This is a genomic window from Micromonospora acroterricola (assembly GCF_003172955.1).
Taxonomy (GTDB): Bacteria; Actinomycetota; Actinomycetes; order Mycobacteriales; family Micromonosporaceae; genus Micromonospora; species Micromonospora acroterricola.
The window spans coordinates 1-16,084 of record NZ_QGKR01000250.1 but is presented as its reverse complement, the minus strand read 5'-3'; the positions used below and the strand labels follow the sequence as shown (position 1 = coordinate 16,084).

General features: G+C 72.1%; 11 protein-coding genes. 5 read left to right on the top strand and 6 right to left on the bottom strand.

Going from position 1 to position 16,084, the window contains the following annotated elements; genetic code table 11:
• On the bottom strand, positions 1-1,634 hold a 1,634-nt coding region (locus tag DKT68_RS22280; RefSeq protein WP_109819346.1), incomplete at its 3' end, for an FAD-dependent oxidoreductase.
• A 146-nt stretch (positions 1,635-1,780) separates the two neighbouring features.
• On the opposite strand from DKT68_RS22280, the gene DKT68_RS22275 reads away from it, so the two are divergent.
• On the top strand, positions 1,781-2,902 hold the full coding sequence (locus DKT68_RS22275; protein ID WP_109819345.1) for an LCP family protein: 1,122 nt from the start codon (positions 1,781-1,783) through the stop codon (positions 2,900-2,902).
• Between the two features lie 13 nt (positions 2,903-2,915).
• On the opposite strand, the gene DKT68_RS22270 is transcribed toward DKT68_RS22275, so the two are convergent.
• Both DKT68_RS22270 and DKT68_RS22265 read right to left on the bottom strand, forming a co-directional pair.
• Positions 2,916-4,373: a M1 family metallopeptidase gene (locus DKT68_RS22270; RefSeq protein ID WP_109819344.1), complete on the bottom strand. Its 1,458-nt coding sequence runs from the start codon at positions 4,371-4,373 to the stop codon at positions 2,916-2,918.
• A gap of 108 nt (positions 4,374-4,481) precedes the next feature.
• Positions 4,482-5,906: a M1 family metallopeptidase gene (locus tag DKT68_RS22265; protein WP_109819343.1), complete on the bottom strand. Its 1,425-nt coding sequence runs from the start codon at positions 5,904-5,906 to the stop codon at positions 4,482-4,484.
• A 395-nt stretch (positions 5,907-6,301) separates the two neighbouring features.
• On the opposite strand from DKT68_RS22265, the gene DKT68_RS22260 reads away from it, so the two are divergent.
• Positions 6,302-7,423, top strand: coding sequence for a sugar phosphate isomerase/epimerase family protein (locus DKT68_RS22260; protein WP_109819342.1), 1,122 nt, complete (start codon positions 6,302-6,304; stop codon positions 7,421-7,423).
• A gap of 215 nt (positions 7,424-7,638) precedes the next feature.
• Positions 7,639-10,953 carry a ThuA domain-containing protein gene (locus DKT68_RS22255; protein WP_109819341.1) on the top strand — a complete coding sequence of 1,105 codons (3,315 nt, stop codon included), beginning with the start codon at positions 7,639-7,641 and terminating at the stop codon, positions 10,951-10,953.
• 69 nt (positions 10,954-11,022) lie between these two features.
• On the opposite strand, the gene DKT68_RS22250 is transcribed toward DKT68_RS22255, so the two are convergent.
• Positions 11,023-12,141 (bottom strand): GuaB3 family IMP dehydrogenase-related protein, encoded by a 1,119-nt coding sequence (locus DKT68_RS22250; protein WP_109819340.1) that lies wholly within the window; start codon positions 12,139-12,141, stop codon positions 11,023-11,025.
• 28 nt (positions 12,142-12,169) lie between these two features.
• Positions 12,170-13,732 carry an IMP dehydrogenase gene (gene guaB / locus DKT68_RS22245; protein WP_109819339.1) on the bottom strand — a complete coding sequence of 521 codons (1,563 nt, stop codon included), beginning with the start codon at positions 13,730-13,732 and terminating at the stop codon, positions 12,170-12,172.
• A 185-nt stretch (positions 13,733-13,917) separates the two neighbouring features.
• On the opposite strand from guaB, the gene DKT68_RS22240 reads away from it, so the two are divergent.
• Positions 13,918-14,337 (top strand): DUF5319 domain-containing protein, encoded by a 420-nt coding sequence (locus DKT68_RS22240; RefSeq protein ID WP_109819338.1) that lies wholly within the window; start codon positions 13,918-13,920, stop codon positions 14,335-14,337.
• A gap of 166 nt (positions 14,338-14,503) precedes the next feature.
• Here DKT68_RS22240 and DKT68_RS22235 read toward each other — a convergent pair whose 3' ends face one another.
• Complete coding sequence (locus DKT68_RS22235; RefSeq protein WP_109819337.1) at positions 14,504-15,313, bottom strand: helix-turn-helix transcriptional regulator; 810 nt, start codon at positions 15,311-15,313, stop codon at positions 14,504-14,506.
• A gap of 252 nt (positions 15,314-15,565) precedes the next feature.
• On the opposite strand from DKT68_RS22235, the gene DKT68_RS22230 reads away from it, so the two are divergent.
• A complete protein-coding gene (locus tag DKT68_RS22230) occupies positions 15,566-15,949 on the top strand; it encodes a WhiB family transcriptional regulator (RefSeq protein ID WP_109819347.1) in 384 nt (127 codons plus the stop codon).
• Positions 15,950-16,084 lie beyond the last annotated feature (135 nt).

Below are 16,084 nucleotides of genomic sequence, written 5' to 3'. Positions count from 1 at the left end.
AGCCGGCGGTAGGGGCCGCCCAGTGGCGGGCGGGGGTCGGGCTGGTCCTTGTTGGGCCAGAGGGACATGGCCCGTTCGGCCTGCGCCGTGATCGTCAGCGACGGGTTGACGCCGAGGTTCGCCGAGACCGCGGCGCCGTCCACCACGTGCAGCCCCGGGTGCCCGTACACCCGGTGGTAGGCGTCGATCACGCCGTCGGCCGGGGTGGCCCCGATCACCGCCCCGCCCAGGATGTGCGCGGTCATCGGGATGTCGAACGGCTCGGTGAGCGAGCCGCCGGGCGTACCGCCGATCTCCTCGGCCAGCAGCCGGGCGGCCGTGTTGCCGGCCGGGATCCAGGTCGGGTTCGGCGCGCCGTGGCCCGGGCCGGTGACGAGCCGGCGGCCCAGCGCGCCGCGCCGCCACCGGGTGGTCAGCGAGTTGTCCGCCGACTGCATCACCAGGGCGATCACCGTCCGCTCCGACCAGCCGCGCACCGACAGCATCCGGGCCGCCAGCCCGGGTTGCCGCACGATGCTGCCCAGCCAGCGCCGGACCCGGTGCGGACCTCCGTCGACCAGCAGCGACTGGAGCAGCCCCATCGCGTTGGAGCCGCGCCCGTAGCGGACCGGCTCGACGTGGGTCTGCGGGTCGGGGTGGAACGAGCTGGTGATGGCCACCCCCTCGGTGAAGTCCAGCCCTTCGGACCGGGCCCGCTGGCGGGGCACCGAGGCACCGAGGATCGCCTCCGAGTTGGTCCGGGTCAGCTCGCCCAGGCGCGACGACAGGCCGGGCAGCACGCCGTCGGCCTTCATCGAGTGCAGCAGCCGTTGAGTGCCGAGCGCCCCGGCCGCGAAGACGACCTGGTCGGCGTGGATCACCTGACGGCGGCGGCGCAGCCAGGCGCCGGTGCGCACCGTCTCCACCTCGTACCCGCCGTCGGCGACCGGCCGGACGGCGGTCACCGTGGTCAGCGGATGCACCGTGGCGCCCAGCCGCTCGGCGAGCCAGAGGTAGTTCTTGACCAGCGTGTTCTTCGCTCCGTGCCGGCAGCCGGTCATGCACGAGCCGCAGTGCAGGCAGCCGGTGCGCTCGGGGCCGGCGCCGCCGAAGTACGGGTCGGCGACGCGCTCGCCGGGCCGGCCGATGTGGACGCCGACCGGGGTGGCGTGGAAGGTGTGCGCCACCCCCATCCGCTCGGCCACCGCCCGCATGGCCCGGTCCGCGCCGGTGTTCATCGGGTACGTGGTGACGCCGAGCATCCGCTTCGCCTGGTCGTAGTGGCGGGCCAGCTCGTCGCGCCAGTCGGTGATGTCCCGCCACTGCGGATCGGCGTAGAAGGCCGGCAGCGGCTCGTAGAGGGTGTTCGCGTAGACCAGCGAACCGCCGCCCACCCCGGCACCGGAGAGCACCAGCACGCCGCCACCGGACCCCCGGTCGGCCGGGCGGAGCAGGGTGATCCGCTGGATGCCGTAGCAGCCCAGCTTCGGCGCCCACAGGAACCGGCGGGCCCGCCAGGACGTCCGCGGAAACTCGTCGTCGGCGAACCGGCGACCGGCTTCCAGCACGCCGACCGAGTAGCCCTTCTCGGCCAGCCGGAGTGCCGTGACGCTGCCGCCGAAGCCGGACCCGATGACGACCACGTCGTAACGCATGACCGCATCATTACCGGTGAGTAGCGCTCGCGCCAGCGCCAGTTTTCGCGCGATCATGCACCGGCCGACCGACCCGGTGCATGCCGGCCGCAACCCGGGGCCCCCGTCGGAGCGTTGTTCCGGTACGGGTGGGAAGGAAAACCAACATGGTCCTCGGATCGATGGCACCGCGCCGACGATGGTTGCTGCTGGGGCTGGCGGCCCTGGCCGTCATCGCGCTGGTCGCGGCCGGGGCGGTGGTGGTCACCCGGCTGGCCGGCGACAACAAGCCGGACGGGGCCGCACCGACGGCCGGGTCGCCGAGCGCGTCGCCGCCCGGCACGCCCACGCCCAGCCCGACCGGGCCGCCGGCGGGCGCCGACATCACCGGCCCGCTGAACCTGCTGCTGGTCGGGATCGACACCCGGGTCAGCGTGCCCGGCTGGGAGCCGCACGCCGACGCCGTGCTGGTGCTGCACGTGCCCAAGGGGCTGGGCCGGGCGTACCTCTTCTCGCTGCCCCGCGACCTGCTGGTGGACATCCCCGCGTTCCCGAAGGCCGACTACGCCGGCGGCAGGACCAAGCTCACCCACGCGATGAGCTTCGGCAGCCGGGTGCCGGGCAAGCCCAAACAGCCGAGCACCGCCCAGGGGTACGAGCTGCTGCGCAGCACGGTCAGCGGGTACACGGGCCTGCGCATCGACGCCGGCGCGGTGCTGACCTTCACCGGGTTCGACCGGCTGGTCAACGCCCTCGGTGGGGTGGACATCTACGTCGACCAGCGGGTCGCCTCCCTGCACCGCCGGCCCGACGGCAAGTACCGGGAGAGCGTCCCCGGCGGGTACACCGGGCCGCAGATGGTCTACGAGAAGGGCAACCGGCACCTCAACGGCTGGCAGGCGCTGGACTACGCGCGGCAGCGCTACATCACCGGCGGCGACTACGCCCGGCAGCGCCACCAGCAGCAGCTCATCCGCGCGCTGACCCGGAAGATCCTGGACGAGGGCCTGGCCCGGCAGCCGGAGCGGGTCGACCAGGTGGTCGCCGCGCTGGGCGACACCCTGCTGTACGTGGGCGGACGGCGGATCGTGGATCTGGCGTACGCCCTGGGTGGGGTGCCGGAGGACCGCTTCGTGCCGGTCGGCCTGCCCGGCTCGGGCGTCGGCAAGGGCAGCGCCTACCGGGGCGAACAGCTCACCAGCGTCGGCCGCGGGTTCATCACGGAGCTACGCGCCGGCCGCGCCGAGCCCTACCTGGCCGCCCACCCCACCCTGCGCGTCAAGACCTGACCCCTCCGGGGGATCAGAGGGCCTTGGGGGCTGGCGGCTTCCTGGTGTCGTAGAGCCAGGCCTTGAAGACGGCGTCGAGTTGCTTGCCGGAGATGCGCTCGGCGAGGGCCACGAACTCGGCCGTGGTGGCGGTGCCGTTGCGCTTCTCCGCCGCCCAGGTCTTCACGATCTCGAAGAACGCCTTGTCGCCGACGGCCACCCGCAGCGCGTGCAGGGTCATCCCGCCGCGCTGGTAGACCGACTCGCTGAACAGCTCCTTCGCGCCCGGCTTGCCCGGCGGCGTCTTCCACACCTGCGCCGGCACCTGGGCGTACCGGATGTCGAACGCCTGCTCGGCCGTGTACTCCTCGTTGTGCTCGGCCCAGAGCCACTCCGCGTACGTCGCGAAGCCCTCGTTGAGCCAGATGTCCTCCCACTTGGCCAGCGCCACGCTGTCGCCGAACCACTGGTGGGCCAGTTCGTGGGCGACCACCTCGGTGTTCTCGCCCCGCCGGAAGAAACCGGCGGAGTAGACCGGACGGCTCTGGGTCTCCAACGCGTAGCTGATCCGGCTGTCGGAGACGACCACGCCGCCGTACGCGTCGAAGGGGTACGGCCCGAACACGCTCTCCAGGTAGTCGGCGACCTTCACCGTCTGGGCGATCGACGCGTCCGCGGCGCCCTTGGCCACCTTGGTGGTGACCGCGCTGTACACCGGCCGTCCCTTGTGCTCGCCGGTGGTGACGCGGAACTTGCCGATCACCAGCGTGCTCAGGTAGCTGGCCATCGGCGACTTCTCCGACCACTTCCAGGTGGTCCAGCCGTCCTTGCTGGTCTTCCCGCCCGGTACGCCGTTGCTGACGGCGGTCAGGCCGTTCGGGACGGTGATCTCGAAGTCGTAGGCCGCCTTGTCGGACGGGTGGTCGTTGACCGGGAACCAGGTGCTCGCCGACTCGGGTTGGCCCAGCGCGATGGCGCCGTCGGAGGTGTGCAGGAACCCGCCGTCGCCGAGCACCTCGTTCTTCAACGGCTTCGGCTGCCCCTCGTAGCCGATCTCGGCGACGAACCCGTTGCCGCTGATCAGGCCGGCGGCCGGCTTGATCACCAGCTCGTTCTTCTCCCGGGTGTGGGTGGCCGGGGCGCCGTCCACGGTGACCGTCCTGACGGTCAGGCCGGCCAGGTCGAGGTTGAACGCCGACAGGTCGGCCGTCGCCGTGGCCTGCACCGTCGCCGTGCCGGTGAGCTGGTCCTTCGCCGGGTCGTAGCGCACCTTCACCGTGTACCGCCCGACGTCGTAGCCTCCGTTGCCGTAGCTCGGGAAGTAGGCGTCACCGACCCCGGCCGCGCCGGGGGTGAACGTCCGTGCCGGGGTGGGGGACGCGCCGGGCGCCGGTGGGGCCTCCGGGCCGGCCGAGTCGCATCCGGACAGGGCGAGCGCCCCGGTCACCAGCAGACCGACGCCCACCCGCAGCCTGTGCCGCGTCACCCACATCACGAGCCCTCCCCCACGGTGGCGGAGGCCGGCTCTGCCGCCTCCCCACGACCGGCGTCTCCCCGCCGATCGCAGGCGGCAGCCTATCGACCGACCATCACGCTGCCGTCACGGCAGGGTGGGCGCCGCACCGCCCACCAACCAGGCGTCGAAGAACGGGCGGAGCTGCCGATTCGCCACGCGCTCGGCCAGCGCGACGAAGTCCGAGGTGGTGGCGTTGCCCGCCGCCCGCTCAGTGGTCCAGGTGCGCAGGATGCGGAAGAAGGTGTCGTCGCCGACGGTGCGGCGCAGAGCGTGCACGGCCAGCGCGCCCCGCTTGTAGACGGCGGTGCCGAACATCCGCTCCCGGCCCGGCTCGACCGACGGCTGCGACCAGTCGGTCGCCGCGTACTGGAGCTCGAAGTTGCGTTGCGCGGTCCGGCCGCCGTCGTGCTCCTCCCACAGCCACTCGGCGTAGCTGGCGAAGCCCTCGTTGAGCCAGATGTCGCCCCACCTGCTCAGCGACACGCTGTCGCCGAACCACTGGTGGGCCAGCTCGTGCGCGACCACCCCCGGGTTGGGCCGGTCGCCGGCGAAGAAGGCGGGCCCGTAGACCGGCCGGGACTGGGTCTCCAGCGCGTAGCCGATCCGGTCGTCGGCGACCACGATCCCGCCGTACGAGTCGAACGGGTACGGGCCGAACCGGCTGGCGAGGAAGTCGACGATCGCCCCGGTGCGGGCCAGCGAGCTGGCGGCTCCGCCGGTCTCCGGAAGGCTCGCCGCCACCGCGGTGACCATCGGCCGGCCGGCGTGCTGCCCGCTCACCACCCGGTAGTCCCCGATCACCAGCGTGGTCAGGTAGCTGGCCATCGGGGTGCGCTCCGACCAGCGCCAGGTGGTCCAGCCGTCGGCGTCGCTCTTCGGCCCGGGCACCCCGTTGCTCAGCGCGGACAGGCCGTCCGGGACGGTCACCGCGAGGTCGTAGCTCGCCTTGTCGGACGGGTGGTCGTTGACCGGGAACCAGGTGGCGGCGGAGTCGGGCTGACCGAGCGCGACCGCGCCGTCGGCGGTGTGCAGGAAGCCTCCGCTGCCCAGTTCCCCGTCGGTGACGGCGGTGGGCACGCCCGCGTACGCCACCGTCACCGTGAACGACCGGCCGCGCGGCAGCCCGTCGGGCGGGGTCACCACCAGCTCGCCGTCGGTACGGCGGTGCTCGGCCGGGGCGTCTCCGACGGTGACGGCGCCGACGTCCAGCCCCGACAGGTCCAGATTGAACCGGGAGAGGTCCTGGGTGGCCGTCGCCGTGATGGTGGCCCGACCGGTCAGCCGGTCGGTGGCCGGGTCGTAGCGGACGTCCAGGCCGTAGTGGGTGACGTCGTACCCGCCGTTGCCCCGCCCCGGGACGTACGGGTCGCCGGCGTCGACGGCGCCGGGCCGGAAACCGTCGCGGTCGTCGCCCGTGCAGCCGCCCGCCCCCACCGCGACCGCGCAGGCCAGCGCGGTGACGGCCGCGGCCACCCGGCGCCGCTTCGGTGTCCGTCCGGTCAGGACCATGCCCACTCCTCCTGCGGCTCTCCGGTCACGGAGAGCGTAGCCAGCTCGGCAGGGCACGAGGCGGGTATCGACGATCATCAGTTACTTTCGTTGAAACAAACGAAAGTTGGCTCCGATCGATGCTTTCTTTTGGCTTCGACCGACGTTAGTGTCTGTCTCCAAGATGTAACGCGTTCGGAACATTCACGCCGACCGCTGTCGGGGACGGGGATTTCCCCCGACTCCGCACGCCGTGGCGGCGGTGTGGACCTGCCCCTTCGACTGCGCGGAACCGCACGCTCCCGGCACCGCCGGGGGCGCGGAACGGGCGCTCGGCGGCGCCCGCGACCTGACCCTCGTCGCACCTCTGCTGATCGTTATCGACGGCAAAACCGGCCGTCGCGAAAGGTGGAACAATGCCAGACCACACCGCACCCGACGCCTCCTCCGCCGGCCGGCTCAGCCGCCGGTCACTGCTCGCCGCGTCCGCCGGCGCCGCCGCCGCGATCGGCGCGGCCGGTCTGCCGGTCCTCGCGACCGGCACCCCGGCGCTCGCCCACCCCAAGGACAAGGGAAAGAGCAGGCTGCGGGTCGAGCCGCTGATCCCGTCGAGGAACCGCGGCATCATCCTCTACAGCGTCCGGGACCGGATCACCGCCGCGCCCGACGACAGCGGCGTGCCGTACGGCTTCGAGCGCGTCCTCGCCCGGCTCGCCGAGATCGGCTACAAGGAGATCGAGTTCGCCGGCTACACCCAGAGCACCGAGATTCTCGGCCGGCAGATCACCCCGCGCGAGATCCGCAAGATCCTCGACGACAACGGCCTGGTCGCCAACGGCACCCACGCCACGATCCAGGCGGCCAGCTTCCAGCAGCAACTGGACATCGCCGAGGAACTCGGCATGAAGAACATCGGCACCGGCAGCGACCCGACCAACAGCGCGTACAAGGCCGACTGGGACGCCGCCGCCGACACCTGGAACGAGCTGGGCCGGCAGGCCCGTGCCCGGGGCATGCGGCTCTACACGCACAACCACGACGTCGCGTACAGCTTTCTGCTGGACTCCGGCCCGCTGGACGCGCAGGGCCGCCCCACCCGCTCCTCGGGCATCCGCCGGCTGGAGTACTTCTTCGGCAGGACCGACCCCCGGTACGTCTTCTTCGAGTTCGACATCTACTGGGGCTACGTGGCCCGCTACAAGCACCAGAAGTACGTCGACCCGTCCGGCCGCGAGGTCACCGACCTGTTCGACCCGATCCTCAACGTGGCCGACCGGACCACCCGGTTCCCGCTCTTCCACGCCAAGGACGGTGACCGGGACACCAGCGTGCCCAACGGCCACCAGATGACGCCGCTCGGCGAGGGCGACATCAACTTCCAGCAGTTCTTCCAGACCATCGGCGAGCGGGACTTCCACCACGCCAACTGGGAGATGGACACCGCCCCCGGCGGCACCGCCAACCGGGCCCAGTCGCTCGACTTCGCGGCGCTCAGCTACCGCAACATGTCCGACCTGACCATCTACCTCAAGAAGTGACTCCCGGCGCGGCCGGTGTCCGCCCGACGCCGGCCGCGCCCCACCCCGCCGGCCACACCACCGGCGACGCGTGACGGGTCCGGTCGACCACCGGCCCGGTCACCCCGCGCTCCCGCACGGCACTGGGACGCGCCCGGTCCATCCCCCACCGCAGTCGCGCTGCCGGCCCGGACACGGCCGGGGATGCCGCGCGCCTGCCGACCACCGGAGGAACGATGACCCGACCGACAGGACGGCGATGGCTCGCCGTCGCCGCTGGACTCATCCTCACCGTCCCCCTCACCTCCGCCGTCCCCGCCACCGCCGCACCGACCGACGCACCCCCGACCGCGCCGGCCGTGGTGGAGAACGGGCCCGCCGCACTCCGCTCCGCCGCCCGCGCACCACAGACCTACCGGGTGCTGGTCTTCACCAAGACCGCCGGTGAGCGCCGGGCGTCCATCACCGACGGTGTCGAGACCATCCGGCAGTTGGCCCGCGCCAACGACTTCACCGTGACGGTGAGCCGGGACGCGGCCGTGTTCACCGCCGCCGAGCTGGCGAAGTACCGGGCGGTGGTCTTCCTCAACACCACCGGCGACGTGCTCAACGGCAGCCAGGAGGCGGCCTTCGAGGCGTACGTCAAGGCTGGTGGCGGTTACGTCGGCGTGCACGCGGCGGCGGAGACCGAGCCGGACTGGGCCTTCTACCAGGACCTGGTCGGCGCGAAGGTGGCCGGCGCCTCGCCGGTCGCCCGCGGTGTGGTCGACGTGGCCGACCGGGCCCACCCCGCCACCGAGACGCTGCCGCGCACGCTCACCCTGACCGAGGAGTGGTACAACTTCAGCCGCAACGTCCGGGGCACCTCGCACGTGCTGGCCACCGTGAACGAGAAGACCTACACCGGCGGCGCGATGGGGTACGACCACCCGGTCACCTGGTGCAAGGACCACCAGGGTGGCCGCTCCTTCTACACGGGGCTCGGGCACAGCATCGAGACGTACCGCTCGGCGAAGTTCCGTGAGCACCTGCTCGGTGGCATCCAGTGGTCCGCCGGCGTGGTCGAGGGCGACTGTGGCGCCACGGTGCTCGGCAACTACGAGAAGGTCACCCTCAACGACGACCCCGGCGAGCCCATGTCGCTGGCCGTGCTCCCGGACGGCCGGGTGCTGCACAACACCCGCAGCGGCGAGGTACGGCTCTACGACCCGGCCACCGGCGCCAGCCCGGTGATCACCACCGTCGACGTGTACCAGCACGACGAGGACGGCCTCCAGTCGGTGGCGATCGACCCCGACTTCGCCACCAACAAGTGGGTCTACATCTACTACGCGCCGAAGCTGAACACCCCGGTCGACAACCCGGCCACCCCGGGTGTCAACGAGGGCGACGCGCCGGCCACCTCCACCGACCCGACCGTGTGGGACACGTTCAAGGGCTACAACCAGCTCTCCCGGGTCAAGCTGGTGGACTCCCCCACCCCGCACCTGGACATGAGCACCGAGCAGCAGATCCTCCGGGTCGACGTGGACCGCGGCATCTGCTGCCACGTGGCCGGCGAGATCAAGTTCGACGGCAAGGGGCAGCTCTACCTGATCACCGGGGACGACACCAACGCCGGCGGCTCCGACGGGTACACGCCGATCAACGAGTCGCCGACCCAGGGCCCCGGCTACGACGCGCAGCGCTCCGCCGGCAACACCAACGACCTGCGCGGCAAGCTGCTGCGGATCAAGGTACGGGCCGACGGCACGTACACCGTCCCCAAGGGCAACCTCTTCCCGGAGGAACAGGACACCGCCGGTAAGACCCGGCCGGAGATCTTCCTGATGGGGCTGCGCAACCCGTTCCGGTTCGACGTGGACGCCCGGGGCATGGTCTACGTCGGCGACTACTCGCCGGACTCCCGCGTACCCAGCGCGACCCGCGGCCCGGACGGCACCGGCCGCTGGTTCGCCACCAGCGAGGCCGGCAACTACGGCTGGCCGTACTGCTACTCGCCCAGCCTGCCGTACATCGACTTCGACTTCGTCACCCGGACCTCCGGCGCCCCGTTCAACTGCGGCGCCCCGGTCAACGCCTCGCCGCGCAACACGGGTCTGCGGGTGCTGCCGAAGGTCGAGCAGCCGCAGTTCTGGTACACCTTCGACGCACGCACCCCGTGTGCCGGGTCGTACCTGGAGACCCCGCCGGCCAGCTGCGACTTCACGTGGCCGGTGATCGGCACCGGTGGCGTCGGCCCGATGGGCGGCCCGATCTACTCGTACGACGCGGCGTCGACCTCGGACGTGAAGTTCCCCGAGTACTACCAGAACGCGGTGGTGTTCGGTGAGTTCACCCGGGACAAGATCTTCATGATGCGCACCGACGGCCGGGGCACCCTGACCGGCGTGGAACAGTTCCTGCCGGGCGTCGTCTTCGACAACCCGATGGACATGGAGTTCGGCCCGGACGGCTCGCTCTACCTGCTGGAGTACGGCGACGGCTTCTTCCGGGCCAACCCGGACGCGCAACTGTCGGTGATCCGGTACGTCAAGGGCAAGCGGTCGCCGGTGGCGAAGCTCGACGCCACCCCGACCTCGGGGACCGCGCCGCTGACCGTGCGGTTCTCCTCCGCCGGCAGCTACGACCCGGACCCGGGCGAGTCCATCTCGTACGCCTGGGACTTCACCAGCGACGGCACGGTCGACTCGGCCGACCCGAACCCGTCGTTCACCTACACCGCGAACGGGACGTACACCGCCAAGCTGACGGTGACCGACTCCAGCGGGAAGACGGCGGTGCTCACCAAGGAGATCGTGGTCGGCAACACCGCGCCCACGGTGACCGTCACCTCCCCGGTGGCCGGCAGCTTCTTCACCTGGGGTGAGAGCGTGCCGTTCACCGTCACGGTGACCGACCCGGAGGACGGGGCGGTCGACTGCTCCCGGGTGACCGTCACCTTCGTCCTCGGCCACGATAGCCACGGCCACCCGGACAGCTCCACCACCGGCTGCACGGGCACCCTCGCCACGCCCGCCGACGGCGGCGACCACGCCGGCGGCTACCTGTACGGCGGGATCAGCGCCTCCTACACCGACCTCGGCGGCGGCGGCCAGGCCGCACTCACCACGGTCGGCCAGACGATCATCCAGGCGCCCCGGCAGCAGGCCGAGAACGCCCAGGTGAAGCAGGGCGTCGAGGTGGCGACCACCGGCGACACCGGCGGCGGGCAGCACGTCAGCGGGATCGACCCGGGTGACCACGTCGCCTTCGACCCGATCAACCTCGGCGGGGTGTCCACCGTGACGCTGCGGCACTCCGGAGGCTCGGCGGCCACCGCCGGCACCGCCCGGGCCGGCGTGGAGTTGCGGCTCGACTCGCCGACCGGCCCGGTCGTCGCCACGGCGACGCTGAACGCGACCACCGGCAACGGGGCCTTCACCAGCACCACCGTGCCGGTGGACCAGCCCGCCGGGGCGCACCGGCTCCACCTGGTCTTCACCGCCGTACCCGGCGGCCCGACCACCGGGTTGGTCAACCTGAACTGGGTCGAGTTCACCGAGAGCTGACACCACCGGTACGACGGAGGCCGGCCCCGCAGCGTCGCGGGGCCGGCCTTCCGGCGTACGGGGAACGGGTCAGCGGTCGAGGACCAGGCCGACCTTCTGGAACTCCTTGAGGTCGCGGTAACCGCACTTGGCCATCGCCCGGCGCAGACCGCCGAACAGGTTGAGCTGGCCGTCGGGCTCGTCGGCCGGGCCGAAGAGCAGCTGCTCCATCGACCCGATCGGCTCGCCGGAAACCTCGAAGGCGCCCCGCGGCAGCGACGGGTGGCTGGCCGCCGAGTGCCACCACGCACCCCCGGCGGGCGCCTCGCCGCAGAGCGACAGCGGCTCGCCCAGCATCACCGCGTCCGCGCCGCAACCGAGCGCCTTGGCGATGTCACCCGAGGTCTGGATGTCGCCGTCCGCGATCAGGTGCACGTACCGGCCGCCCGTCTCGTCGAGGTAGTCCCGGCGGGCCGCCGCCGCGTCGGCGATCGCGGTGGCCATCGGCACCCGGATGCCCAGCACCGACTCCGTGGTCGACCACTCGTCGCCACCGATGCCCACGATGACGCCGGCCGCGCCGGTACGCATCAGGTGCAGCGCGGTCTTGTAGTCCGTGCAGCCGCCGACGATCACCGGCAGGTCGAGGTCGGCGATGAACTCCTTGAGGTTCAGTGGCTCGTCGGTGGTCGACACGTGCTCGGCCGAGACGATGGTGCCCTGGATGACCAGGATGTCCACCCCGGCGTCCAGGATCACCGGGGCCAGCGCCAGGGTGTGCTGCGGAGAGACCCGCACCGCCACCGTGCCGCCACCGGCCCGCAGCTCACGGACGCGCTCCGCGATCAGGTCGGGGCGGATCGGCTCCGCGTACACCTCCTGGAGCCGCTTGGTGGCGCGGGCGTCCTCGTCAAGGCCGGCCAGCTCCTCCAGCACCTTGGTCGGGTTCTCGTAGCGGGTCCACAGCCCCTCGACGTTGAGCACGCCGAGGCCGCCGAGCTCACCGAGCCGGACCGCCGACGACGGGCTCATCGTGGCGTCGGAGGGGTGCCCGACGCACGGGATACCGAACGGGTACGCGTCCAGCTGCCAGGCGGTGGAGACGTCGTCGACGTCCCGCGTCCGGCGGCTCGGCACGATGGCGATGTCGTCCAGGTGGTAACCGCGCTGCGCGGTCTTGCCCAGCCCGATCTCGACCACGTCACGCATGGGGGACTCCAGGTTTGTTGGGGGATGGTCAGCGGGAGTGGTAGTTGGGCGCCTCGACGGTCATCTGGATGTCGTGCGGGTGGCTCTCCTTGAGCCCGGCCGCGGTGATCCGGATCAGCTGGCCACGCCGGTGCAGCTCGGGGATGCTCTCCGCGCCGACGTACCCCATCGCGGCGCGCAGCCCGCCGGTGAGCTGGTGGGCGACCGCGGACAGCGGGCCACGGTAGGGCACCTGGCCCTCAACACCCTCGGGGACCAGCTTGTCCTCGGCGAGCACGTCCTGCTGGAAGTACCGGTCCTTCGAGTACGACTTCGCCTGCCCCCGGGACTGCATCGCGCCGAGCGAGCCCATCCCCCGGTACGCCTTGTACTGCTTGCCGTTGATGAAGATCAGCTCGCCCGGGCTCTCCTCGCAACCGGCCAGCAGGCTGCCGAGCATCACGGTGTCGGCGCCCGCGACCAGCGCCTTGGCGATGTCACCGGAATACTGGATGCCGCCGTCGCCGATCACTGGCACGCCGGCCGGGCGGGCGGCCCGGGCAGCCTCCATGATCGCGGTGATCTGCGGGACGCCGACCCCGGCGACGATCCGGGTGGTGCAGATCGCGCCCGGCCCCACGCCGACCTTGATCCCGTCGGCGCCGGCGTCGACCAGCGCCTTCGCGCCGGCGTACGTGGCCACGTTGCCGCCCACGATGTCGATGCGGACGTCCTTCTTGAGCTGACGGACCATGTCCAGCACGGCCCGCTGGTGGCCGTGCGCGGTGTCCACGATGAGCACGTCCACGCCCGCGTCGACCAGGGTGCGGGCCCGCTTGTACGCGTCCTCGCCGACGCCCACGGCCGCGGCGACCCGCAGCCGACCCGCCTCGTCCTTGGTGGCGTTCGGGTACTGCTCGCTCTTGGTGAAGTCCTTGACGGTGATCAGCCCACGCAGCCGGCCCGCGTCGTCGACGATCGGCAGCTTCTCGACCTTGTGGCGACGCAGCAGGTCCAGCGCATCGTCCTTGCTCACCCCGACCCGCGCGGTGACCAGCGGGGTCCGGGTCATGATCTCGTGCACCGGCGTGTCCGGCTCGGAGACGAAACGCATGTCGCGGTTGGTGACGATGCCGACGAGCTGGCCGTCGCCGTCCACCACCGGCACGCCCGAAATCCGGTACCGCCCGCACAGCTCGTCGACCTCGCGCAGCGTGTCGTCCGGGCTGGCGGTGACCGGGTTGGTGATCATGCCGGACTCGGAACGCTTGACCAGGTCGACCTGGAGGGCCTGGTCCTCCAGAGAGAGGTTGCGGTGCAGCACGCCGATGCCGCCCTGCCGCGCCATCGCGATCGCCATCCGCGCCTCGGTGACGGTGTCCATGGCGCTGGACAGCAACGGGATGGTCAGCTCGATCGTGCGGGTGAGCCGGGTACGGGTGTTGACCCGGCTCGGAACCACATCCGACTCGCCCGGCTGCAGCAGCACGTCATCGAAGGTGAGCCCGAGCGGAACCACCCGCGCCGAGCCTGCCGGCATCTCGGGCAGGTGGCCGCCCAGCTCGGCGTGCTCGGCGCCGGCCGGAAGATCGGTGCTGGGCGAATTTTCCACGATTGCTCCCCTGAGCTGCTCGGATGGGCTTCAGCGAGGTGGCGCGGGCGGGCACCGGAACACGCCACGGTGCCGGCGCGTCGCCCCATCGTACCCAGTGACCTGGGTGACCTTCTGCGGCGGCGGGCCGGCTCGGCGCGGGGCGGGGGCGGACGTCTCCGCCGCGTTGGGTCTACGGTGAGGGGGTGCACGACGAGCCCATCGACCCGTTCAACGGCGACCCGGCCGATCCGGCCGCGGGGCTGGACGATCCGGGCGACGACGCGACGCCGGATCCGCTGACCGACGTCGAGCGGCAGGACGTGCTGGAAGACCTCGCCGACCTGGAGATCTACCAGGCGCTGCTGGCGCCCATCGGGGTCCGCGGGCTGGTGATCGAGTGCGAGGACTGCCGCGAGCCGCACTACTTCGACTGGGACCTCCTCCGGGGCAACCTGCGACACCTGCTCAACTCGGGTCGGCCCCGGGTGCACGAGCCGGCGTACGACCCGGACCCGGACCACTACGTGACCTGGGACTACGCCCGCGGGTACGCCGACGGGGTGCACGACACCCTGACCGAGGGCACCGAGGACGAACCGGGCACCCCCACCGCCACCGACTGATCCGGTCCGGCCAGCCCCGGCGTTCCTGCCGGCCTGCGGGCCGGCCGGCCAGCCGGCAAGATCGTGCTGGAACAGGGATGTAGTGGTCTCCCGGGTGCGGGAAGCCACTACATCCTGGATCGAGCACGATCAGGGGCGAACGGGCCGCGCGGCGTTGGTGGGTCGGTCAGGCGACCAGGCCGGCGCGGAAGCCGGCGGCCACCGCGTGGGCGCGGTCCCGGGCGCCGAGCTTGCGGAACAGCCGCCGGGCGTGGGTCTTGACGGTGTCCTCCGAGACGAACAGCTCCCGGCCGATCTCCGCGTTGCTCTTGCCCTCGGCCATGCCGAGGAGCACCTGAAGCTCCCGCTCGGTGAGCCCGATCGCCGCCCGTGCGGGCCGGGCGTTCGGCGCGGGGCGGTTGGACTCGGTCTGGTCGGTCGTCTGCTCACCGGTCGCCGCCTCGACCTCGTCGTCGCCCCGCTGCACGGGCACCGACGGCACGCCCGACCCCTCGCCGGGCGCCCCGGCCCTGCCGGGCTCGCCCGAGCCGCGCAGCGACGGCGCGGAACGCCCGCCGACCGCCGCGGTGTCCCGGGCCGGGTCGGTGATCCGCTGCCGGGATGCGCGGCCGGGCGCGGTGAGCAGCAGCAGGGCCTTGGCCACCGCGCTGGTCAGGTCGTGGTCGGCGTTCTGGATGAGGCCCCGGGCACCGGCGCTGATGGTGGCCGCCGCCGCCTCGGACTCCTCGGCGCCGAGCAGCACCACCGCGGCCTGCGGCGCGCGCGCCAGGACCCGGCGGACGAAGCCCGCGCTGTCCGGCCGGGTGAGGGCCGTGTCGGCCAGCACCACGTCAGCCGGCCGCTCGGCCAGCCGCAGCATCACCTCAGGATCGGAGACGGCGGTACGAACGATCGCGGACAGACCCAGCCGCGCGGCGGCCGAGGTCAGGTGCTGGGCCGCGAGTGGTGTCCGAACGCACACAAGAACGGTACGCACTGTGATCTCCTCTCCGCCAACGAGCAGACCATGACGGCGTCGGCTGGGGAGGGGGTTCCCGGCAATCCTCCGAACTTTTCCGACAGATAGGGCAAAAGCCGCAAGTTCTGGGACGTTCTCGATCACAGACGTGTGAGTCGCGGAAAGGCCGGGTACCGGGATGTCCAGGCCGGGAACGGTGCGCCTGCGCGGCCCGCCGCCCGGAAGCCGGCCACAAGGATCTCGCGGTGCCGCGCGGGAGGAGGGGTGCTGATGTCGAACGTACGCAGACTGCCCGGACCCATCGTCGATCTCTGGGACTGGCAGCGGCTCGGTGCCTGCCGAGGGCGCGACAGCGCCCAGTTCTTCCACCCCGACGGCGAGCGGGGCTCCTCCCGCCTGCGTCGGGAGTCCGCTGCCAAGGCCGTCTGCCGCGCCTGCCCCGTCCGGGCCGAGTGCGCCGCACACGCGCTGTCGGTCCGTGAGCCGTACGGCGTGTGGGGCGGCTTCAGCGAGTCGGAGCGGCTGCGCCTGCTCGCCGTCGGCTGGGAGGATCTGGCCGACCGCCGGCAGTACCGGGTCGACGTGGCCCGCCTGGAAGCTCGGCTGGGCCGCCCGCACAAGTCGACCGTGCCGGCCCAGCGCAACGTCGCCTGATCCCGGGCACTCCCCCGAGAACCACGAACCGCGCCCCGACCGGGGCGCGGTTCGGCCGTGCCTGGCCGGGGCGCGGTCGGCGGGTGCCCGGCCGGCGCGCGGTTCGCGCGCGCCCGACCCGGGGCGCGCGAGAAC

Excerpts from the sequence above, each read along its gene's own strand:
- DKT68_RS22255 (WP_109819341.1), top strand. The coding sequence starts at position 7,639 with ATGACCCGACCGACAGGACGGCGATGGCTCGCCGTCGCCGCTGGACTC.
- DKT68_RS22265 (WP_109819343.1), bottom strand. The coding sequence starts at position 5,906 with ATGGTCCTGACCGGACGGACACCGAAGCGGCGCCGGGTGGCCGCGGCC.
- DKT68_RS22250 (WP_109819340.1), bottom strand. The coding sequence starts at position 12,141 with ATGCGTGACGTGGTCGAGATCGGGCTGGGCAAGACCGCGCAGCGCGGT.
- DKT68_RS22230 (WP_109819347.1), top strand. The coding sequence starts at position 15,566 with ATGTCGAACGTACGCAGACTGCCCGGACCCATCGTCGATCTCTGGGAC.
- DKT68_RS22270 (WP_109819344.1), bottom strand. The coding sequence starts at position 4,373 with ATGTGGGTGACGCGGCACAGGCTGCGGGTGGGCGTCGGTCTGCTGGTG.
- DKT68_RS22260 (WP_109819342.1), top strand. The coding sequence starts at position 6,302 with ATGCCAGACCACACCGCACCCGACGCCTCCTCCGCCGGCCGGCTCAGC.
- DKT68_RS22275 (WP_109819345.1), top strand. The coding sequence starts at position 1,781 with ATGGTCCTCGGATCGATGGCACCGCGCCGACGATGGTTGCTGCTGGGG.